The organism is Streptomyces sp. NPDC046915, assembly GCF_040644935.1.
Lineage (GTDB): Bacteria > Actinomycetota > Actinomycetes > Streptomycetales > Streptomycetaceae > Streptomyces.
The window spans coordinates 211,575-231,064 of the sequence record NZ_JBEYXB010000009.1 but is presented as its reverse complement, the minus strand read 5'-3'; the positions used below and the strand labels follow the sequence as shown (position 1 = coordinate 231,064).

Below are 19,490 nucleotides of genomic sequence, written 5' to 3'. Positions count from 1 at the left end.
CGCGGACGTCATCGAGGCGGCCCCGGCGTCAGCGCGGCGATCAGCAGTGTCCGGTCGTCCCTTCCGGCCGGGGCGTTCGGGGTGTGCAGCAGTCGTCGGCACAGCGCGTGCAGCGTGTCCTGGCTGTGTGTGACGGTGGTGGCCGACTCCAGGGCGCGTCCGAGCCGGGTGATGCCCTGGTCGATGTCCGTCTGACGGGACTCGACCAGGCCGTCGCTGTAGAGGACGAGCAGGGCGGGCTCCGGGACGTCCAGCACCGTGGCCTCGTAGGTGCCCGTCCCGAGTCCCAGGGGCAGGCCGGGGCTGGTGAGCGTGACCGGCACGGCGCGTCCGTCCGGGCCGCGGATCAGTGGGGGAGGGTGGCCGGCGCCGACGAGGACGCACGTGTGCCGCTCCGCGTCCCACTCGGCGTAGACGCAGGTCGCGAAGGAGGCACCCGGGGTGTCGCAGGCGAGCGCGTCGAGCCGGTGCATGAGATCGGCCGGTGGGAGGTCGAGTCCCGCCAGGGCGCGGACGGCGGTGCGCAGCTGGATCATCGCGACGGCCGCCTCGGGGCCGTGGCCCATCGCGTCTCCGACGATGAGGCCGATCCGCCCGCCCGGCCGGGGCAGGACGTCGAACCAGTCACCGCCGATGATGTCGCCGTCACCGGCCGGCAGGCAGCCGTGGGCGATGCGGCACCCGGGGAAGTCCGCGTCGGCGGCGGGCAGCAGGCTGCTGCGGATGGCCAGCGCAGTGCGGCGCTCCCGCTCGTACCGGCGCGCGTTGTCCAGGGCCACGCAGGCCCGCGTCGCCAGCCGCTCCACGGCCACGGCGTCGGCGGCCTCGAACGGCGCCCGCTCGGGTCCTCGGGTGCAGGCGATGAATCCGACGGGCACGTCCCGCAGATGCAGGGGCACGACCAGGAAGGACGCCGTTTTCAGCAGGTCCTCGATGCGGGAACTGTCGTCCGCGAGCGAACCGAGCCGCTCGGAGGTGTGGGTGTCCATGCCGTCGAGCAGGTGGGTGCGCCGGGTGGCGAGGGCGCGTGCGTAGGGCGTCTCACGGGGGAAGACGATCACTTCCCCGAGGGGGAGCAGCGGTTCCCAGTCCTCGGCGGTGTCCGAACCCACGCGCACGGCGAGGCGGCGGCCTTCGATCTGCGGCGGGTCGGCGGAGGCACCGCTGTTCTCCTCCTGCAGCCAGCGCTCCAGCAGATAGACCGACGCCGCGTCGCAGAGCTCGGATGTCAGCGCGTGCACGACTTGGTTGCCGGTCAGCCGCAGGTCGAGTTCGGAGCCGATGACGTCGGCCGCGGGGGAGAGGGAGGGCCGTGCTTCGTTCCGCAGGGTCGTGCCTTTCCGGGTGGGGCCGGGGCGTCGCGCAGGGCAGGGAAAAGAGCGGAGGCAGAGGGTCCGCCACGCTGTGAGGTCACTATATGATGATGCGTCAAGATCATTGATTAGTAGGGGTGTTGGGAGGGGTGATGTGATGTCCGCTGGTGAGGGTCTGCCGGAGGGAATCGATCCGGACAAGGCGAGCGTTGCCCGTATGTACGACGCCATGTTGGGCGGGCACCACAACTTCGCCATGGACCGTGAGGCACTTGCCGCGTTCACGGCCATCGATCCCCAGGTCCGGACGCTCGCCCGGGCCAACCGTGCCTTTCTGGGCCGGGCCGTCCGCTTCCTCGTCGACGCCGGGGTGCGCCAGTTCATCGACCTGGGCTCCGGCATTCCCACTCAGGGAAACGTCCACGAGGTGGCGCAGTCGGTCAGCCCGGGGACCCGGGTCGTCTACGTCGACAACGACCCCGTGGCCGTGGCGCACAGCGCGGCCCTGCTGGCCGACAACCCGGACGCGGACATCGTGAACGCCGACATCCGCCGGCCGGCCGGCATCCTGTCCGCCCCGCAGGTGGGGAAGCTGATCGACTTCGACCAGCCCGTGGCCGTGCTGATGATCACGATCCTGCACTTCATCTCGCCGGAGGAGAACCCGGCCGGCATCGTGACCGCCTTCCGCGACGCACTGCCCGGCGAGAGCTGGCTGGCGATGACCCATGCCACGAACCAGGACCGCCCGGAAACAGCCGCGGCCGTGGGGCAGTTGTACCGTTCGCGGGCCAGTTCTCCGGTGACGGCACGTTCCCGCGAGGAGATCCTCGGCCTGTTCGACGGCTTCGACCTCGTCGAGCCGGGCCTGACCTACGTACCCCTGTGGCGCCCGGACCCGGACGACGAGATCCCGGACGACCCGTCCGAGTACTGGGTCTACGCGGGCGTCGGACGCAAGACGCCATAGGGCGGGCCGCCACCGATCGGTTCGTCAGTCCGGGATCCACAGCCAGGCGTGCCTGCGGTACTCCTTGACCTTGACCAGTCTCCGGTCGAACCGCTGGACGTCCGGTCCCGGACAGCCCCCGGCGACGACGTACTCGTACAGCTGGTCGGAGACCAGCACGGCGAAGTCGGCGTCGGGATGCTCTTCCAGGGCGTTGCGCAGCACCGCGCTGTTGAGCAGCCGGCCGGCCTCCACGATCGTGGACCCGGAGAAGCCGAGCGCGGCCATCCCGACCGGGCCCACGACCGTGGACAGGCGCAGCCGCATACGGTCGCGGAAGCGGGCGTTGTCGGCGGCGAGGCGGTCCTGCCACGAGCGGATCATCCGGGGGAGTGCCCGGTGCGGCTCCGTGTCGGCGGGGAGGAACACGTTCATCCCGTCCCCGGTGCCCTGGTGGTCGGTCTCCTCGAGGCGGTGGCCCAGATCGCCGAGGACCTCCCGGACCAGCGCGGCCAGCCGCTGCTGCACGCTCTCCTTCGCGGGCGAGGAGCGGCTGCCGTACCGCTCGACGTCGACGGCGAAGCCCACGCGCGGGCTGGTGCGCCGCGGTCCCTGGTGGCTTCCGGTGGGTGGTGGCTCGGGTGCGCGCACCCCGTCCCCGTCCGGTGGCAGGACAGGGGCCGGCGTCGTACGGTCGTCGTCGGCCGGTCCCAGGTGTCGCGCCAGTTGGCCGATCTGCCGGGCTTTCTCGGCCGCGGCCGCCAAGTACTCCGCGTCGTCGTCGAGTTGGCGGGCCAGCCACTCGGCGAGCCGCCGGTCGGTGCGGAACGGCTCGGCGAGCGCCGCCGTCATGTTGGCCGCGGTGATCTCCACGGTACGGCGCATGGTGCGCACGTCGGTCGCGGCGAGCGTGAGGTCGGCCTCGGCGAGCCGCAGCCGGGCGAGGGCCCGGACGTCGCCCGTCGGCGTCTCCAGCGCGCTTCGCACCCGCCCGACGAGGTCGTTCACCTGGTCGACAAGGCACTTGAGCTGCTCGCCGTCGCCCCGCACCCGGGCCTGGTAGCGGAGTTTCGCCGCGTGCATGAGGTAGCGGGCCAGCGGGGGCATGTCGGGATCGCCCTGGCTCCAGGTCCAGGCGCTGAGTTCGGCGTCCTGTTCCTCGGGCGCGAGGACGACGACGCGCCGGGCCGCCTGTTCGTCGTCCCCGGACGCCTCCCACACGGCGAACCCGTCCTCGGTGGTCCAGCCCCGCTGCGTCCAGTACGCAATGTGGTCGGCGCCGGGCAGCACGGCCCGCACGGCGTGCGCGCTCGCGTCGAGCGACGGGGCCGGCCGGTCGGCGAACTTCGCCTGGCAGACGCGTACGACGCCGAGCAGCGCGTCCGTACCGAGCGCGGCCAGTTCGTCCCACCACCGGTCGAACTCGATCCAGCCGGGCGGTGACGCCGACCCGATGCGCAGCCGGCGCGACGGTGTGTCGAACACGGCGCCGAAGACCATCGACAGGTTCACCACGTCGTGCTCCCGCCGCACGATGGCCTGGTATTCGCCCGTCCGGTCCTCGATCGCCGCCGCGGGCCGTCCCGCGGGCAATGTCCCGGCGGCGGTCGGCAGGACGGTCGGCAGGCCGGTTTCCGGGATCTGGTTGATCATGGCCAGCCCGTCCCGGCACCTTTGCCAGATGGCGTGGAGCTGCTGGTAGGCCTGGTCGGCGTGCGGGCCCTGGGCCGGGGCGAAGACGTGGACGACGAGCTCCTGGTCAGCCGGTGGACGTGCGGGCTGCGTCACCGTCACCTCCCGCGTCGTCCGCGGGGGCGCCGGGCGGGACCTCCGGCGGCCGGCCGCCGAGCGAGTGCACCAGCTGGTCGGCCCGGTCCCGGGTCTTCTCCGGCACCGGGATCAGCGACTTGGCGCCGATCCTGGTGGCGCGCACGGGACCGGCCAGTTCCAGTTCGGCCGTGGCATCGCGCAGCGCGTCACCGTCGCCCGCGGCCAGGGCCTCGGCGAGCGAACCGACGATCGCCTCGACGCGCTCCCAGCGTTTTGGGGCCAGATGCCATGCGAGCATGTCGCCGAGGACATCGACGGCGTCGTCACGCGCCTCGCCGTCGATCGGAGCCGCACCGGACATGTGATCCCCCTCAGCCGCGTGTGTCGGCGTTCGCTCACTGTAGCCAACCGCCCTGCTGAACGGCCTGTGACCGGCCTGTCGAGGCCTCACCGCACGTGCCGGCCCAGAATTCGGGCCACTTCGATCCGGCAGGCAACCCTGATCGGCTTTTCGCCCTGTTCACAGATGACGCACATGTGTCACCCATGCCGCCACATGGTGCCTACCACTTCGGACCGACGCAGAGCGAGGAACCGATGACCAGACAACAGCCCAGTGCATTAACCCGTTCGGCGTTCATCGCGGCCGCGGCCTTGGCTCTCGGCGCCGCCGGGACCGTCACGGCGCCCGGCGCGACCGCGGCCACCCAGCCGGGGACGCCGAAACTCGAACTCATCGCCGCCACCCCCGCGGTGACCCTCGACCGCTGGGAGGGCGAACCCGGCGTCTCCCTCGACCTCGGCACCTATGTCACGGTCGACGGGGGACCGCTCGAATTCCGTGTGACGCGCAAGTCCTACCACGATCCCGTGGTCGCCTCGCAGATCATCCACTCCGGTGGCAGGACCGTCACCAAGACCCTGCCCAAGGACCTGGTGAAGGACTTCTCGGGCCTGCCGGGCTTCCTCCAGATCAGTGTCACCGATCAGTCCGGCAGGAAGGTGGCCGCCACCACGCAGACGTTCTGCCCGAACACCAGGGCCGGCCGGATCCGCCCGGACGCACCCGGCACCTCGAAGTATCCCGGGGGCTGCTCCGACAACCCGTTCACACTCGGCGGGGTCTGGGGTGTCGAGAAGGGCTGGGCCGCGGCCACGACACCGGGTTTTGACTCCGGCAGCACGGTCGACCTCCAGCCGGGTGTCTACTCGGCCAAGGTCTCGGTGGCGAAGAAGTACCGCGACCTGTTCGGGATGTCGGCCAAGTCGCAGACGATCAAGGTGACGGTCCGTCAGGGTTCCGACGGCGGCAAGGGCTTGGCTTCCGGACGGCGCCCGGCCGGGGACGCGCCGAAGAGCCCCAGGCCCGCCTCGAAACGCCCGACCGGCTCGGCGGGCGTGCCCGCGGGCGTGCCGAAGCCGGACCTGCGCGCCCTGCCGGCGTACGGCATCGCCATCACCGACGGCGAGGACGGTGACGTCCCCGGCAAGGACTACCTGGCCTTCAGCGCCACCGTGTGGAACGGCGGCCCCTCGCCGCTGGTCGTCGACGGCTTCCGCAGTCCCGGCAAGGACAAGATGGACGCCTACCAGTACTTCTACGACAGCAAGGGCAGGCAGGTCGGGTACACGCCCACGGGCACCATGGAATGGGACCCCCGGGAGGGCCACCAGCACTGGCACTTCAGCGACTTCGCCAGCTACCGACTGCTCGGCGCGGACAAGAAGGAGATCGTCCGCAGCGGCAAGGAGGCGTTCTGCCTGGCCAACACCGACGCCATCGACTACACGGTGAAGAACGCCAACTGGCACCCGTACAACACCGACCTGGCCACCGCCTGCGGTGAGGAGACCTCCGTGTCGGTGCGCGAGGTGCTCGACGTCGGCAACGGCGACACCTACAGCCAGTACCGGCCCGGACAGTCCTTCGACGTCACGAACCTGCCGAACGGCACCTACTACATCCAGGTCATCGCCAACCCCGACAACCGGCTCAAGGAGCAGAGCACGACCAACAACATCACCTACCGCAAGGTCGTCCTGGGCGGTACCGCCGGTGCCCGTACGGTGACCGTGCCCAAGTACGGCCGCGTGGACGCCCCCTGACACCTGCCGGGCGGAGCCTCACGGGGCTCCGCCCGGCTCACCGCCGGCTCGAGGCGGCCGTCACGACGTGGCGCCGGTCAGGGCGAGGAACTCGCTGCGGGAGCGGGCGTCGGTGCGCAGCAGGCCGAGCATGGTGGAGGTCATGGTGCTGGATCCGCCTGCCTGGACGCCGCGCAGGGTCATGCAGGTGTGTTCGGCCTCGATCACCACGCCGACGCCCTTCGGCTCCAGCTGGGTCTGGAGCCAGTCGGCGACCTGCTTGGTCAGGCGTTCCTGGACCTGCGGGCGGCAGGCGAAGTGCTCGACGACACGGGCCAGTTTCGACAGGCCGAGAATCCGGCCGCCGGGCAGATAGCCGACATGGGCGGTGCCGACGAACGGCAGCAGATGGTGTTCGCACACCGACCGGACCGGGATCCGGCGCGCCAGGACGAGTTCGTCGTAGCCCTCGTCGTTGGGGAAGGTGGTCAGGTCGAAGGGGCGGGGACTGAACAGTTCGGCGTAGGCGCGGGCCATCCGCCCCGGTGTGCCGCGCAGGCTCTCCGAGTCGGTGGAGATGCCGAGGGACCTGAGGAACCGGCTGGCCGCGTCCTCCGCGGCGGCCAGGTCGATGCCGCCCGGTTCGTGGATCACCCGCAGGGCGGGCACCGCGGGTGCCGGTCCGTCCGGGGCCGGAATGCGAGCGGTGGCGTGGGCTGAGAGCTCGGTCATGTCAGCTGCCGCCGATACCGAGGGCGACGAGCAGCACCAGGACGAGGGTGACCACGGCGAACAGTCCGTGTGCCAGCACCACCGGCAGCGGGAAGTGGCGTTCGGCGGGTACGGCTCCTTCGGTCACCGGCGCGGCCGCGCCGCCCGGCGTCGCCGCGGCCGTGGCACGGTCCCGGTACACGGGGAGCCAACGTCCCAGCATCACGAATCCCAGCAGGGCGACCGGCAACAGCAGACCGAACGCCGTCCAGGCGAGGCCCCCCTTGTCGGCCACGACGTAGACGATCCACACCACCAGGCCGACCGCGGCCAGGGCGAAATGACCGAAGACCACGGGCGCAGGCAGACGGCTCGCACCGGACTGCTGCTGCCGGATCCCACCGCGTTGGATCCAGGTGCCCAGCATGTAGAAGCCGCCGAGGGCGGTGACCAGCCACGCGATCAGTGCCGCGATGTCCATGGGGAACTCCCGAGTGATGGAGAGTGCGGGGAGACGTAGCCCTCTGCCTGAGTGCCTTCGTCGGCGACGCGCACGCCGTAGCGGTAGGAGAGCTTGCCGCCGAGGAATCCCGAGACGCCCAGGACCGCCAGGCTGACGGCGGACAGGGCGAGCGGGCCGAGGCCGACGCTGCCGCCGTCGGTGTAGCCGCTGTGACGCCAGAGGAAATTGATGACGTAGGCGGCGGTCACCAGCAGGTTCAACGTCATGTGCACCAGGCCGGTGCGGAACGCCCGGGTCCCCGCGGGGATCCCGAGCAGGTCGAGGAATCCGACCATGGCGGCGAGCAGCGCCCCGATCACCCCGACCGCGATCAGCCACTCCGAGCCCTGGGTCAGGAAAGCCGGATGGCTGACGACGTGGGAGGCGATGTCGAACGCCAGGCCGGCCACCCAGGCGCCGATCGGCACCGTCACCAGGATCGGATGGAAGGGATGACCGTACGGACCGGCGAGCGCGGCACTGGTCGGCCGCTTCGCCTGAAGCTGAGACTCACTGGCCATCGCTACCTCCTTCGCTTTTCACCAACAAATCTTTGTCTTATTGCAGGAGGACGTCAAGGCGTGCAGGTCATGACGTCGCAAACAACGCAGCGCCCACGCAGGCAGGAGTTACCGTGGTCTGGTGGCTGTAGACCCGACTTCGCCGGCCGACGCGGCCGGCGCCGCGATCGACTCCGTCAGCGTCCTGGGCGAGGACTCGCGGCGACGCATGTTCGCCTTCATCCGACGCGCCCGCCGGGCCGTGACCCGCGACGAGGCCGCCGCCAGTGTCGGCATATCGCGCAAGCTCGCCGCCTTCCACCTCGACAAGCTCGTCGACGCCGGCCTGCTGCGCGCGCACTACGAACCGCCCGGTGGGATCCGCAAGGTCGGCAGGCAGCCGAAGGTCTACGAACCCACCGACGCCCAGATCACGGTGAACATCCCCGACCGGCGCCACGAACTCCTGGCCGACCTGCTGCTGGACGCCGTCCTGACGGAGGGTGCCGACGAGAACGCCGCGCAGGCGGCGGTCCGGGCCGCCGGCCGGCGCGGCCGGGACATGGGCGAGGCCGAACGGGACCGCACCCGCCCCGGCCGCCTGGGCCCCGAACGCGGTCTGACCGCCTGCGAGCGCATGCTCGACCTGCACGGCTACGAGCCCGTCCGCGAAACCCCCGCCCAGGTGCGGCTGCGCAACTGCCCGTTCCACCCGCTGGCCGCCAAGGCCCCCGACCTGGTGTGCGGGATGAACCACGCCTTCCTCACCGGCTACCTCGAAGGCCTCGACATCACCGGGGTGCAGGCGGTCCTGGCCCCCGAACCCGGAGAATGCTGCGTCCGGCTCGGCCCCGCCGCCGAGATCCCCGAAAAAAGGAAGAAGCCGTTGGCTTAATCTCTGAGCACGGAAGAGGCATCGTCATGAAACCGCCGACTGAACGGCGGTCGGACACCGACGCCCGGACCGCCTTCCTGGATTCGTACGGCGCCGACCTCGGCATCCTGATTCTGCGGCTGACCGTGGGGCTGGTACTCGCCGGGCACGGCGCGCAGAAGCTCTTCGGTCTGTTCGGCGGGCCGGGACTGGCCGCCACCGGCAGACAGTTCGCCGAGCTCGGCTATCACCCCGGCACCTTCAACGCCGGCCTGGCCGGAGCCAGTGAACTGCTCGGCGGGCTCGGTCTGGCCGCCGGATTCCTCACCCCGCTGGCGGCCGCGGCCGTCGTCGGAGTGATGATCAACGCTATGGCCGTCACCGCTTCCCACGGGCTGTGGTCCACGGACGGCGGCCTGGAGTACCCCATGTGCATGGCGGCTGCCGCGCTCGCCATCGCGGGGGTGGGGCCGGGGCGCCTCTCCCTCGATCGCCCCTTCCCATGGCACCGCGGAACCGTGCGCACCGGTGCGTTCGCCCTCGGGGCCGGCGGGCTCGGCGCGGCGGTCGTGCTGGCGCTGTGACCGTTACGACTCCGCCGTGACGTGGGGGTGGGGAAGCGTGCTGCGGTCGGCTTCGTCCTGGATGAGCAGGGAGAGCAGTGATGCCACGGTCAGCCCGGCTTCGGCCGGGTGCCGGAGGATCTTGCTGGGGTCGATCCGGTAGTTGTTGGTGCGCCCCTCCCGGGTGTGGGAGAGATAGCCGTCGCGTTCCAGGTCGGCGATGATCTTCTGGACGGCGCGCTCGGTCAGGCGGCAGTGTGCGGCGATGTCGCGGATGCGCGTGCTGGGATTGTCGGCGATGGCCGCCAGGACCCGGGCATGGTTGGTGAGGAAGGTCCATCCGGTGTGTGGTTCGGGCACTCCGTCCATGGCCGTCAGCTTACCGGCCGGGCATTCAGGCATTCAAAAGCACGTACTGTTTTTCATGTATTGGTTGACGGGAATGGGTCGGTCGGGGGAGCCTGGAGCCGGAGGCTGGTGATCAGGCGAAGGACCAGGCGAGGAGAAGGACATGCCGGAGCCTGCGCCGCGGGCGCAGCCCCTCATGGCGAAGGGCGTCGCACGTACGGACAGCGGCAGCGGCACGCCGTTCGTGCCGTGCCGGGCGACGCTCGCCGTCGTGCGGGACGGCACCCGGATGGGCGTGGTGGTCCGGGGTGAACTCGACTTCGACGCCGACCGGTGGCTCCGGCATGACCTGGACGACGCGCTCAGGCGCTCGGTCGACGGCATCACCCTGGACCTGAGCGCGGTGGACTTCTGTGACTGCGCCGGCCTGGGCATCCTGCTCACCCTGCGCAAGCGGGCCCTCCAGCAGGGCAAGACCGTCACCATCCGGGCCGGCAGTCCCACGGTCGAGCGACTGCTCGACCTGACCGGTGCCGGGGAGCTGTTCGAGCCCCCGGGCCCTTTGTCGGACCGGATCGATACGGTCGGCCCATGAGAGCTGCTGGAACCTTCACCGTCAACGCCTTCGTCCCGACCGAGCTGAAGCCCGACCCCGCCGTGGCCACCGGCCTTCCGGTGGGTGTCGCGACGATGGACAAGCGCTTCGAGGGAGAGGTCGCGGGCCGCTCGGCGACCTTGTTCACCGCCGCGTTCGACCAGACGACCGGGGTCGGCACCTATGTGGCCATGGAGTCGTTCGAAGGCTCGCTGCACGGCCGTGACGGTGCCTTCAACTTCGTGCACTCGGCGACCACGTCCGGCAGCGACCGCACCGCGGAGTTCTTCACCATCGTCCCGTCGAGCGGTACCGGGGAGCTGGCCGGGATCTCCGGTGCGGGCGGCATCACGGTCGACGCCGACGGCACACATCGGATCTGGCTCGACTACTCGCTCACCTGAGTACGCCCGAGTACGTCACCGGCCCTGCCGCAGCGGGGTGATCAGCTCGTCGGCCGGCCACCGCGCCACGCCGGGCGGGTAGGGGCCGCGCAGGCTCAGCACGATGTGGGTGAAGCCTGCCGCGATCAACTCGGCGAGGGCGGCGCGGTCTTTGGCCGGTCCTGGCCAAGCGCCTCGCCGGGCGCCGGCGCAGCACCGAAGGCTGGCGCAGGAACGTCGTCGCGCTCACCGCAGAGGGGCGCAAGCTGCTGCGCAGAGCCGAACGCACGCGCCTGGACGCTGAACGCCGCTTCCTCGCGCCCTTGCCCGCCACCGAAGCGGACGCACTGGTGGGTGCGCTGCGGAAGCTCACCGCCGAGCCCGCGGCGCCGGACCGATAGGGCCTACTTGGACTCGACTCGTCCGAGCGGGTCGGGGTCGGCCGTGAGCGTGTCACATGCCGCCTGCCAGGCGGGATCCGCGGAGTAGAGCTCGGATCGGAGGTAGGCCCAGGTGAGCCGTTGGACCGCGGACACGCGCTCGGGGTTCTCGTCCGTGGTCTCGGCCACGTCGTATCCGGAGATCCCGCCGAGCCCGTGCTCCGCGTCGAACAGGGTGAGCAGGGACTTGGGGCCGGGGGAGAGGTGGTACGGGTCGGTGTGCCATTCCGGGCCACGGACCGTCAGATGGGCGGAGGCGTCCTTGTCGCCGGCGACCACCAGTGTGGGTGTCGTCATCCGGGAGAAGTCCGTGCTCAGGAAGAACGAGTAGTTCTCGGCCACGAACTCGGTGACGGCGTCGCCGCCCCTGCCGGGCGCGGCGAGGAGTACTCCCGCCTTGATCCGGGGGTCGGACAGGTCCACTTCCGTTCCGTCGTCCGGATCGGTGACCCGGGCGCCCAGCAGCAGGCTCGCGGTGTGCCCGCCCATGGAGTGGCCGGCCACGGCCACCTTGCCGCGGTCCAGGCGGCCGAGGAGTTGCGGGACGGCGGCTTCGACGGCGTCGAGCCGGTCGAGGATGCGCTTCATGTCCTCGGCCCGTGACCGCCAGTACAGAGGCGCCCCGGGTGTGCCGGGGTCCAGGCTCAGCGTCCTGGAACTCAGATGGGTCGGCTGGATCACGACGAAGCCGTGCGCCGCCCAGAAGTCGGCGAGCGGGGCGTAACCGTTCAGCGAGGAGAGGTGGTTCGAGTGGCCCTGGCCGTGTGACAGGAGGATGACCGGCAGATCGCTCCCGGTCACGGGCGCGGAGACCCGTATCCGAAGGTCCACGGCCCGGTCGGGGGCCGACAGGACCACCGGGCTGACCGAGAGGACGGGGACCGGCGAGCTGATGGTGTCGGCCGGGTGGATCGGTGCACTCATGGGGCGTATTTCCCTTCACATGCAGGAGCGGCCCGCTACAGCTACGCTGAAACGGAGCGTTGTTCCGATTAATATACGGAACGGCGTTCCGTTTTGGCAACAGCCGTCGGCCGTCGGGTCGTGACCGGCATCGGCTGTTACTCACTTTCGGGTGACGCCGACCCTCGTCATGGGCGTCGATCCTTCATGCCTCAACGTGTCTCAGATAGTTGGGTGATACAGGCGAGAGTCACGTGAATATGGACAATTCGTAACACGCGTCGCGTATCCCATGTGGTTGGCGCGTCCGGTTGCAGGGTGTCGGTGCGCGGCCGCCCGGCCGCCACCCGCACCGAGCCCCCGCCGGCGCCGCGGCAGCAGACCGCTCGCCGGGGGTGTGCTCCGAACCCTGTGAAGGGGGACCCCCGTGTCCGTATCCGTTTCTGTGACCACCCGCCGTCTGACCGCCGCCGCGGCTGTCGCCGCGGCCGTGGTGGGGGCGGTGGCGCTGCCCGCGTCGGCCGCCGACCACCACCAACGGCCTTTCGACCGTGACCGCGTGGTCATCAGCGACGTGCAGTACCTCTCCCCGGGCCGGGAGGACCGTTCCCGCCGTTCCCTGAACCGGGAGTGGGTGGAGATCACCAACAACGGCCGCCGTGGCGTCGACCTGGACGGCTGGACGCTGTCCGACGAGGACGGCCACACCTACACGTTCCGCTACGCACGGCTGGCCGGCCGTGCCACGGTACGCGTCCACACCGGCCTCGGCCGGGACAGTGCCACGGACCTGTACCAGGACCGGCGGACACACGTGTGGGACGAGGACGCCGACACCGCCACCCTGCGCGACGACCACGGCCGGTTCGTCGACGCCTTCTCCTGGGGCCGGGACCACCACCGCCACGACGGTGGCGACCGCTGGGGCGGCGAGCGCCGTGAGGGCGGCCGCGGCTGGGACGGTCGTCGCGACGGTGACCGCGAGGAGGGCCACCACCACCACGGTGACCACCGCCGGTAGGCGGCCTGCCCGTTGGTGACCGCTGACTCGCCGGTCGGTCACCTCCGGTACGCACGGCTGACGGCGCGCCGCCTTCCACGGTGGCGCGCCGTCTCCTTCGCTCACCGTCACCCACTTGGTCGCCACCCGGCTCTGCTCGGATTGACAGCTGCCTCACCGGGCGCGGTACTGAACACGAGGGGCTCTTGGTCAAGAGTTCCCCTGTGGTGCACTCCACCACCCCCCATCTCTCCCCGCTCAGGGAGCCGCCATGACGGTGCAGCAACAGCAAGCCATGATCCCGACGGTTCTGGTCTACGAGGACGACCCGGGATTTCCCCCCACGCATGTCAACATGCCCGTGCCGCATCCCGTTCCTCAGCTCGACACCCAGCCCTTCCCGACGGCCATAGCCGAGCCGGCGCCGCAGCCGGACAGCGCGGGGCCGGGCACGGAGGCGTTCCGCTACTGGGTGGCGGCCGACGCGCTCAGCAGGGCCAGCCGGACCTGGGGTCCGCTGGTTCCGTCGGGAACGCAGTGGCATCCGATGGTCGGACGCGCACTCACCGCGCACCTCAACGCGGGAGACGACCTCAACGCCTTCTACAACCGCAGAGGCCTGTTCTTCTTCCGCCACACCGTGGCCGGGGTCACCGTCGCCGCGTGCGAGAGCTCCGAGGTCGTCGAGCACGAGACGGGTCACGCGGTCCTCGACGCCCTGCGTCCTCAGCTGTTCAACATGGCGAGCGCCGAGGCGGACGCCCTGCACGAGGCGTTCGGGGACATCAGCTCCCTGCTGAGCTCACTCCGCCTGGAGTCGCTCCGGACCGCCGTACTGGCCGAGACCCAGGGGGACCTCGAACTGTCCTCGCGGCTGTCACGGGTGGCCGAGCAACTCGGCTGGGCGATTCGCCAGGGCCACCCGAGCGCGGTCGACCCGGACTGCCTGCGCAACCTGTCGAACAGCTTCTTCTACACCGACCCGGTGCACCTGCCACCGAGCGGGCCCGCGAACGCGCTCTCCAGCGAACCGCACTCGTTCTCCCGGGTGTTCAGCGGCGCCTTCCTGAAGGTCGTCGCCGGGATCTTCCACATGCAGGACCTCCAGGACCAGGCCGGTCTCGGGGCGGCGGGCGAGATCGCGGGCCAGCTGCTGGTGGACGCCGTGGTGGCCGCACCCGTGGTGTCCGGCTACTACGCGCAGATCGCGGGTCACATGATCGCCGCGGACCAGCGCCGCAACGGCGGCCGGTACAGCCAGGCCCTGCGCTCGGCGTTCATCCGCCACGGCATCCTCTCCATGGAGGCCGCCGCGTCCATCACCGGGCCGGAGGTGGCCCGCCGGAGCGCCGGCATCACCGAGGCGATGCCGGGCGGTGCTGACGACCAGGGCATGACCCCCGTGACGATCCAGGGGACGATGTACGGCATCACCCAGCCCCTGACGCTCGCCGCCCCGGCGGAGGAACGGCGGTTCGGCATCGCCGGCTCCGACCCCGCCGGCGGCACGGTGCGGCCCGCCGATCCCGAGCGGGTCGCCACGTCGTACCTCGAGGACCTCTTCCGCCGCGGCCGGGTCCACGTGCCCGAGGAGCACCGCTCGGACGCGGCGTTCGTGGACGTCAGCCCGACCCGGCTCAAGACCCACGAGATCGCGCGCGCGACGACCGGAGAAGGCCTCGCTCTGATCCGGCGGTGCTTCGACTAGCCGAAAACCCGACTAGCCGAAATAGCGCAGACGACGGACGGTCAGCCGTCCGTCGTCCTCGCGTTTGACGACATGCGTCGTCCTCGCCGTCGGCTCCTCGCCCTCGAACACCGCCTCGCCCCGCGCCAGCAGGTCGCTGACGTACTTGTCGGTCGCCCGGCGCTCGGCGTCGTCGTTCGCACCGGCAGCCGCGGCGCCACCGTCCACCGGCCCCCGCAGGTCCACCGTGAAGCCGCCGCGTTCGAGGGCCTCGGCGCCGCGTGTGGTCGCCATGGCGAGCACCAGCCGTTCGGACACGGCATTATCGGGGACGGCCTCGGTCTCGTCCATGGCCGCGGTCAGCTCCGGCAGGCCCCGGCCGTCCGGCACTTGGATCCGCGCCCGGAGCACGGCACGGTCCTCCAGCGCGGCGAAGACGAACACCGGGTGGGGTGCGGTGCGCATCCCCGCCTGTCGTGCGAAGGCACGCTCGTCGGGATCCTCTCCCACGAAGACACAGTCGCCGGCCGGCACACCTCCCGTGCTCGCCACCGCCTGGTCGAACAGCCCGCGGTCGTTCTTGGCACCCCAGTGCACGAGGCTCACGTCGGTGAAACGGCCGGGGAACGCCTTGTGCAGGGCCGCGGCGGCCCGTGCGACCGCGCCGCCCCCCGAACCGGGGTTGGAGATGACGCCCTTGCGCACCTCGCCCAGGGCGTCGAGGACGGCGATGACGCGCGGCCGGGGCAGAAGTGTCAGCGAGCCGTCGGGCTCCACGCGGGCATCCGCCAGGGTCGCCCCGATGTCGAAGAAGATCACAGGCATCTGGGATGCCTTCCCGCGGCGACCTCTTCCGTCTATGGTCCGCCCGGGTGACAACCGCCTTGCGGAGAGCCGCGCTTCTAGCCGTCGGGGCACTGCTTGCCGGTTCCCTCGGTGTGCCGGCCGTCCGGGCCCGTGACGGTCACCGGCAGCGGTTCGGTTCCGGGGGCGGTGACGCGTTGGGCCGCGACGGCCGTGCAGATGAGCTGGAAGGCGGCGAGACCGTCCGGCTTGGCCGTGGGCACGGAGAGTTCGATGAGCACGCGGCCGCCGTTCGACGTCACTTTCACCGGGGCCGAGGCGGGGGTGGCTTCCGGCCGGACCAGGGTGGGGGTGTCCGTGGGGGTGTCCGTCGGGGCATCCGTGGGGGTGTCCGTGGCAATGGACGGGGCCGCAATGGACGGGGCCGCAATGGACGGGGCCGCAATGGACGGGGCCGCAGTGGACGGCAGCGGTGGCAGCAGCGTGTGCAGTCCCTTGAGCCGTTCCTTCTCGGTCGGCCCCTGGAGCAGCAGCCGCACGGCCGGCTCGACGCCTACCTCGGCGGCCATCTGGCGGGGTACGGGGACCAGCGTGCCGTCCGCCACGAGGTAGACCCATGTCGTCGCCACGGCCCCGCCGGCGGGGCCGCCCGCCTCCACCACCCCGGTCGTGGGGATGCCGCAGGAGACGAGCGCGCACAGTGACGGAAGGATCAGCGACGCGGACCGGCGTACACCTCTCATGACCGGCCTCCTCGTGGCGACGCGCCCTTCGGCGGCTCGACCCGGGGCGGACGCGGCGGATCCTCCCTGCGCAGGGGAAGTTCCACGGTGAAGACGGCACCGCCCTCCGGCCGGTTCCCGGCGCGCACGGTCCCGCCGTGCACGCGGACGTTCTCGGCGGTGATCGCGAGACCCAGGCCGCTGCCTTCGGTCCGGGTGCGGGCGGCGTCCGACTTGTAGAAACGCTCGAAGACATGAGGCAGCACGCTGTCGGGGATTCCGGGCCCGCTGTCCAGCACCTCGATGACGGCCAGGTGGTCCGCACCGGGCTCCCCGCCCCCGTGCAGGCGCAGTTGGACCGGGCGGGCGCCGTGCCGGAGGGCGTTGCCGACCAGGTTCGCGACCACGACGTCGAGCCGGCGCGGGTCGACGCGCCCGCGCAACGCGTCCGGTGGCGGCAACCGGACGTCCACCAGGTCGGTCCAGGCGCGGGCGGCGAGTGTGCGCCGCAGCGACTCGGCGAGGTCGATCTCGTCCAGGTGCAGCACCGCCGCGCCAGCGTCGAACCGGGAGATCTCCATCAGGTCGTCCACCAGGCGGGCCAACTTCACGGTCTCCTCACTGATCAGCCGTACCGCGGTGGCGGTGTCCGGGTCGAGGCGGGCGGCGTCCTCGTCGAGGACGTCCGTGACCGCCGACATGGCGGCCAGCGGGGTGCGCAGTTCGTGCGAGACGTCCGCGGCGAACCGACGGGCACGGGCCTCCATGTCGCGCAGTTCCGCGACCGACTCCTCCAGGGCGGCGGCGGTCTCGTTGAACGTGTGCGACAGATCGGCGAGTTCGTCGGAGCCGTCGACGGCGAGCCGGGTGTCCAGTCGTCCCTCGGCGATGCTGCGGGTGGCGCTGCGCAGCGCCCGCACCGGACGCAGTACCCCACGCGCGGCGAGCAGCGCGAGCAGCACGGCCAGCGCCAGGGCGGGCACGGCGGCCCTTTCGACGGCGGTGACCAGGGCGTCGACGTAGGCCTGTTCCGTGGTCTGCGGCACCGTGAGGAAGACGTGGAGGCCCGAGGAGGTGGCACGGTCGGTGAAGATGACCGACATGCCGACGACGAGTGCGGTGTGATCGCCGCTGTGCACCCGCTGGAAGACGGTGGCCTGCCTGGAGTTCACGGCCTCGCGCAGGTCCGGCGTCAGTTCCTCGAACCGGTCGTCGGGGACGGAGGTCGCGTTCAGGTCGCGATAGGTGACCAGGACGCGCCAGGTCCCGGACGGCTCGGCTGCCGCCACGTTGGCCGCGAAAACCCTCAGCCCGGCCTCGTTCGACGGCACGCTCAGTGTCGGGGCGAGCCGGTTCACCTGGGCGCGCAGCTGGCTGATCACCATGTCCTGGCTCTGCTGGAGCACGCCCGTGCGCGCCTCACGGAAGGTCAGGGCGCCGGTGGTCAGGGCGGTGAGCGCGGCCACGAGCGCGAACGCCACGACCAACCGGGTGCGCAGGCCGCGCAGTTGCGGGACCTTGGCGCGGGCTCCGAGCAGCCTTCGTGCGCGGGGTTTCGGCACGGGCGTCACAGGGAGGCGAACCGGTAGCCGAAGCCGCGCACGGTCTCTATGTAGCGGGGCTCGCCCAGCTTGGCGCGCAGCCGTTTGACACAGGCGTCCACCAGGCGCGCGTCCCCGTGGTAGCTGTGTTCCCAGACCGCTTCCAGGAGTTGCTGCCGGCTGAACACCTGGCCGGGCGAGGCGGACAGGAGCAGCAGGACCCGCAACTCGGACGGGGCGAGCGCGACGGGCGCACCCCGCAAGGTCACCGAGAAACCGGCCCGGTCGACGGTCAGGTCCCCGTAGGTGTCGAGCTTCGGCAGACCGTCGCCGACGGGTACCGCGGTCGCACGCCGCAGCACGGCACGGATGCGCGCCTCCAGCACCCGGGCCTGCACGGGCTTGACCACGTAGTCGTCGGCCCCGGCCTCGAGCCCGACGACGATGTCCTCGTCGTCGCCCCGCGCCGTCGCCATGATGATCGGCAGTGTCTGGTCGAGGGCGCGCATCCCACGGCACACGTCCAGGCCGGGCATGCCGGGCAGCATCAGGTCCAGTACCACGACGTCCGGCCGGAAGGACCGCAGGACCTTCAGCCCCTCTTCCCCCGTGTCGGCGGCGGCGACCTCGTGGCCCTGGCGGCGCAGCGCGAGGGCCACACCCTCCCGCACGGCCCGGTCGTCTTCGATCAGCAGAACGCGTGGCATGCGCTCAGTATCCCTACGACCTCCGGGAGATCGAGAAACTGTTACCGGATGATCATATGAGCCAAACCCCGGCTCGCTGTTACCTTTTCGTTACCGTTCGGGCCAGATTTGATCACATCGCGATCACAATCTGAACAACCATGACCGCGCACAAAACAACTCCCTCCCGCACCCGTCGCCGTCGGAACGGCCGCGCGCACGCCTCCGCGCGCGGGCCGAAGGCGCCGCTGTGGGGCGGACTGGCGGCCCTGACCCTCTTCGGCGCCGCCGGTCTCGCGGCCGTGGGCTGGACTTCTCCCGGCGCGACCGGCGCCCACGCCGGTGCCGGTCGCGCCGACGCCCGCGCCGACATGCGCGACGCGCCCACCGGACACGCGAGAGCCGGCTCCGAGCCCACCCGGCCGACCCCGAGTGCCACGTCTTCGCCCAGCCCGTCGACCAGTTCCTCCGCCCCTCCCTCCCGGCAGGACATCCCGGCCACGGGGCCGGGCACGTTCACCACCGCACCCGGCGGCAGCGCCAGGGTCGGAAAGGGGAAGGTCCTGCGTTACCGGGTCGACGTGGAGAACGGCCTCGACCTGTCCGCCGCGGACGCGGCCAAGGAGGTGGAGCGCGTGCTCGCCGACCGGCGCGGCTGGACCGCCGACGGCCACTCGGCGTTCCAGCGGGTGTCCGGCGGCACCACCGACTTCGCCGTACGGATAGCCACACCCGGGACCGTGGACAAGATCTGCGGTGAGTCCGGGCTCGACACCGGCGGCAAGGTCAACTGCGACGTCGGCCGCAACGTGATGGTCAACCTCAGACGCTGGCTGCTCGCCACACCCGTCTACGCCAAGGACGTCACCGCCTACCGCGCCCTGATCGTCAACCACGAGGTCGGCCACTTCCTCGGCCACGGCCACGCCGGCTGCCCGGGCACGGGGCGGCCCGCCCCCGTGATGATGCAACAGATCAAGGGCATGCACGGCTGCGTGCCCAACGTATGGCCGTACGACGAGCGGGGACGGTACGTCACCGGGCCCGCGGTTCCCTGAGCCCATGGGTTTACGCAGTACGAGTGAATGAGGGGGCTTTTCGATTCGGTGCCAGT

Annotated in this window: 21 protein-coding genes; 9 read left to right on the top strand and 12 right to left on the bottom strand. The window is 71.1% G+C overall.

Translation table 11 applies throughout. From position 1 onward, the window contains the following. Positions 1-8: 8 nt before the first annotated feature. The gene (locus ABZ915_RS24565; RefSeq protein WP_361806928.1) at positions 9-1,241 is read right to left on the bottom strand and encodes a SpoIIE family protein phosphatase; all 1,233 of its coding nucleotides are present in this window, start codon (positions 1,239-1,241) and stop codon (positions 9-11) included. 229 nt (positions 1,242-1,470) lie between these two features. Here ABZ915_RS24565 and ABZ915_RS24560 point away from each other — a divergent pair, with 229 nt between their 5' ends. Then, entirely contained in the window at positions 1,471-2,283 is an 813-nt protein-coding gene (locus ABZ915_RS24560; RefSeq protein WP_361806925.1) for an SAM-dependent methyltransferase, read from the top strand. Positions 2,284-2,307: 24 nt separating this feature from the next. Here ABZ915_RS24560 and ABZ915_RS24555 read toward each other — a convergent pair whose 3' ends face one another. After that, positions 2,308-4,050 carry a CATRA conflict system CASPASE/TPR repeat-associated protein gene (locus tag ABZ915_RS24555; RefSeq protein ID WP_361806922.1) on the bottom strand — a complete coding sequence of 581 codons (1,743 nt, stop codon included), beginning with the start codon at positions 4,048-4,050 and terminating at the stop codon, positions 2,308-2,310. After that, a complete protein-coding gene (locus ABZ915_RS24550; protein WP_361806919.1) occupies positions 4,022-4,393 on the bottom strand; it encodes a CATRA system-associated protein in 372 nt (123 codons plus the stop codon). Before ABZ915_RS24550 ends, ABZ915_RS24555 begins: the two co-directional genes overlap by 29 nt. Before the next feature lie 236 nt (positions 4,394-4,629). Between ABZ915_RS24550 and ABZ915_RS24545 the strand changes: the two genes are divergently transcribed. Then, the gene (locus ABZ915_RS24545; protein ID WP_361806916.1) at positions 4,630-6,138 is read left to right on the top strand and encodes a lysyl oxidase family protein; all 1,509 of its coding nucleotides are present in this window, start codon (positions 4,630-4,632) and stop codon (positions 6,136-6,138) included. A 60-nt stretch (positions 6,139-6,198) separates the two neighbouring features. On the opposite strand, the gene folE is transcribed toward ABZ915_RS24545, so the two are convergent. From folE to ABZ915_RS24530, 3 genes are read right to left on the bottom strand one after another with little or no spacing between them, the layout of a single operon-like run. Then, entirely contained in the window at positions 6,199-6,849 is a 651-nt protein-coding gene (gene folE, locus ABZ915_RS24540; protein WP_361806913.1) for a GTP cyclohydrolase I FolE, read from the bottom strand. 1 nt (position 6,850) lies between these two features. Further along, positions 6,851-7,309: a hypothetical protein gene (locus ABZ915_RS24535; RefSeq protein WP_361806910.1), complete on the bottom strand. Its 459-nt coding sequence runs from the start codon at positions 7,307-7,309 to the stop codon at positions 6,851-6,853. Continuing rightward, positions 7,291-7,851, bottom strand: coding sequence for a DUF2231 domain-containing protein (locus ABZ915_RS24530; protein WP_361806907.1), 561 nt, complete (start codon positions 7,849-7,851; stop codon positions 7,291-7,293). The genes ABZ915_RS24535 and ABZ915_RS24530 overlap by 19 nt, the downstream gene beginning before the upstream one ends. A 121-nt stretch (positions 7,852-7,972) precedes the next feature. Here ABZ915_RS24530 and ABZ915_RS24525 point away from each other — a divergent pair, with 121 nt between their 5' ends. Then, complete coding sequence (locus ABZ915_RS24525) at positions 7,973-8,725, top strand: transcriptional regulator (RefSeq protein WP_361806904.1); 753 nt, start codon at positions 7,973-7,975, stop codon at positions 8,723-8,725. A 26-nt stretch (positions 8,726-8,751) separates the two neighbouring features. Next, positions 8,752-9,288: a DoxX family protein gene (locus ABZ915_RS24520; protein ID WP_361806901.1), complete on the top strand. Its 537-nt coding sequence runs from the start codon at positions 8,752-8,754 to the stop codon at positions 9,286-9,288. A gap of 3 nt (positions 9,289-9,291) precedes the next feature. Here ABZ915_RS24520 and ABZ915_RS24515 read toward each other — a convergent pair whose 3' ends face one another. Beyond that, on the bottom strand, positions 9,292-9,636 hold the full coding sequence (locus ABZ915_RS24515) for a helix-turn-helix domain-containing protein (RefSeq protein WP_361806898.1): 345 nt from the start codon (positions 9,634-9,636) through the stop codon (positions 9,292-9,294). A gap of 142 nt (positions 9,637-9,778) precedes the next feature. Between ABZ915_RS24515 and ABZ915_RS24510 the strand changes: the two genes are divergently transcribed. Together ABZ915_RS24510 and ABZ915_RS24505 are read left to right on the top strand one after the other, a co-directional pair. Beyond that, on the top strand, positions 9,779-10,210 hold the full coding sequence (locus ABZ915_RS24510; RefSeq protein WP_361806896.1) for an STAS domain-containing protein: 432 nt from the start codon (positions 9,779-9,781) through the stop codon (positions 10,208-10,210). Then, positions 10,207-10,614, top strand: a complete 408-nt coding sequence (locus ABZ915_RS24505) for a DUF3224 domain-containing protein (protein ID WP_361806894.1) — start codon at positions 10,207-10,209, stop codon at positions 10,612-10,614. The genes ABZ915_RS24510 and ABZ915_RS24505 overlap by 4 nt, the downstream gene beginning before the upstream one ends. A gap of 383 nt (positions 10,615-10,997) precedes the next feature. Here the strand turns inward: ABZ915_RS24505 and ABZ915_RS24500 are convergent, their stop codons facing one another. Next, complete coding sequence (locus ABZ915_RS24500; RefSeq protein ID WP_361806891.1) at positions 10,998-11,957, bottom strand: chlorophyllase; 960 nt, start codon at positions 11,955-11,957, stop codon at positions 10,998-11,000. 406 nt (positions 11,958-12,363) lie between these two features. On the opposite strand from ABZ915_RS24500, the gene ABZ915_RS24495 reads away from it, so the two are divergent. Beyond that, positions 12,364-12,957 (top strand): lamin tail domain-containing protein, encoded by a 594-nt coding sequence (locus ABZ915_RS24495; protein WP_361806888.1) that lies wholly within the window; start codon positions 12,364-12,366, stop codon positions 12,955-12,957. Between the two features lie 250 nt (positions 12,958-13,207). Further along, a complete protein-coding gene (locus tag ABZ915_RS24490) occupies positions 13,208-14,644 on the top strand; it encodes a hypothetical protein (protein WP_361806885.1) in 1,437 nt (478 codons plus the stop codon). Between the two features lie 12 nt (positions 14,645-14,656). Here the strand turns inward: ABZ915_RS24490 and ABZ915_RS24485 are convergent, their stop codons facing one another. From ABZ915_RS24485 to ABZ915_RS24470, 4 genes are all read right to left on the bottom strand, one after another. Further along, on the bottom strand, positions 14,657-15,448 hold the full coding sequence (locus ABZ915_RS24485; RefSeq protein ID WP_361806882.1) for an HAD family hydrolase: 792 nt from the start codon (positions 15,446-15,448) through the stop codon (positions 14,657-14,659). Positions 15,449-15,525: 77 nt separating this feature from the next. Next, a complete protein-coding gene (locus ABZ915_RS24480) occupies positions 15,526-16,170 on the bottom strand; it encodes a hypothetical protein (protein WP_361806879.1) in 645 nt (214 codons plus the stop codon). Beyond that, positions 16,167-17,687: an ATP-binding protein gene (locus ABZ915_RS24475; protein ID WP_361807398.1), complete on the bottom strand. Its 1,521-nt coding sequence runs from the start codon at positions 17,685-17,687 to the stop codon at positions 16,167-16,169. The genes ABZ915_RS24480 and ABZ915_RS24475 overlap by 4 nt, the downstream gene beginning before the upstream one ends. Before the next feature lie 29 nt (positions 17,688-17,716). After that, on the bottom strand, positions 17,717-18,397 hold the full coding sequence (locus ABZ915_RS24470) for a response regulator transcription factor (protein WP_361806877.1): 681 nt from the start codon (positions 18,395-18,397) through the stop codon (positions 17,717-17,719). 140 nt (positions 18,398-18,537) lie between these two features. Between ABZ915_RS24470 and ABZ915_RS24465 the strand changes: the two genes are divergently transcribed. After that, positions 18,538-19,434, top strand: coding sequence for a DUF3152 domain-containing protein (locus tag ABZ915_RS24465; protein WP_361806874.1), 897 nt, complete (start codon positions 18,538-18,540; stop codon positions 19,432-19,434). Positions 19,435-19,490 lie beyond the last annotated feature (56 nt).

Excerpts from the sequence above, each read along its gene's own strand:
- ABZ915_RS24560 (WP_361806925.1), top strand. The coding sequence starts at position 1,471 with ATGTCCGCTGGTGAGGGTCTGCCGGAGGGAATCGATCCGGACAAGGCG.
- ABZ915_RS24550 (WP_361806919.1), bottom strand. The coding sequence starts at position 4,393 with ATGTCCGGTGCGGCTCCGATCGACGGCGAGGCGCGTGACGACGCCGTC.
- ABZ915_RS24545 (WP_361806916.1), top strand. The coding sequence starts at position 4,630 with ATGACCAGACAACAGCCCAGTGCATTAACCCGTTCGGCGTTCATCGCG.
- folE (WP_361806913.1), bottom strand. The coding sequence starts at position 6,849 with ATGACCGAGCTCTCAGCCCACGCCACCGCTCGCATTCCGGCCCCGGAC.
- ABZ915_RS24535 (WP_361806910.1), bottom strand. The coding sequence starts at position 7,309 with ATGGACATCGCGGCACTGATCGCGTGGCTGGTCACCGCCCTCGGCGGC.
- ABZ915_RS24530 (WP_361806907.1), bottom strand. The coding sequence starts at position 7,851 with ATGGCCAGTGAGTCTCAGCTTCAGGCGAAGCGGCCGACCAGTGCCGCG.
- ABZ915_RS24520 (WP_361806901.1), top strand. The coding sequence starts at position 8,752 with ATGAAACCGCCGACTGAACGGCGGTCGGACACCGACGCCCGGACCGCC.
- ABZ915_RS24515 (WP_361806898.1), bottom strand. The coding sequence starts at position 9,636 with ATGGACGGAGTGCCCGAACCACACACCGGATGGACCTTCCTCACCAAC.
- ABZ915_RS24510 (WP_361806896.1), top strand. The coding sequence starts at position 9,779 with ATGCCGGAGCCTGCGCCGCGGGCGCAGCCCCTCATGGCGAAGGGCGTC.
- ABZ915_RS24505 (WP_361806894.1), top strand. The coding sequence starts at position 10,207 with ATGAGAGCTGCTGGAACCTTCACCGTCAACGCCTTCGTCCCGACCGAG.
- ABZ915_RS24500 (WP_361806891.1), bottom strand. The coding sequence starts at position 11,957 with ATGAGTGCACCGATCCACCCGGCCGACACCATCAGCTCGCCGGTCCCC.
- ABZ915_RS24490 (WP_361806885.1), top strand. The coding sequence starts at position 13,208 with ATGACGGTGCAGCAACAGCAAGCCATGATCCCGACGGTTCTGGTCTAC.
- ABZ915_RS24485 (WP_361806882.1), bottom strand. The coding sequence starts at position 15,448 with ATGCCTGTGATCTTCTTCGACATCGGGGCGACCCTGGCGGATGCCCGC.
- ABZ915_RS24480 (WP_361806879.1), bottom strand. The coding sequence starts at position 16,170 with ATGAGAGGTGTACGCCGGTCCGCGTCGCTGATCCTTCCGTCACTGTGC.
- ABZ915_RS24470 (WP_361806877.1), bottom strand. The coding sequence starts at position 18,397 with ATGCCACGCGTTCTGCTGATCGAAGACGACCGGGCCGTGCGGGAGGGT.
- ABZ915_RS24465 (WP_361806874.1), top strand. The coding sequence starts at position 18,538 with ATGACCGCGCACAAAACAACTCCCTCCCGCACCCGTCGCCGTCGGAAC.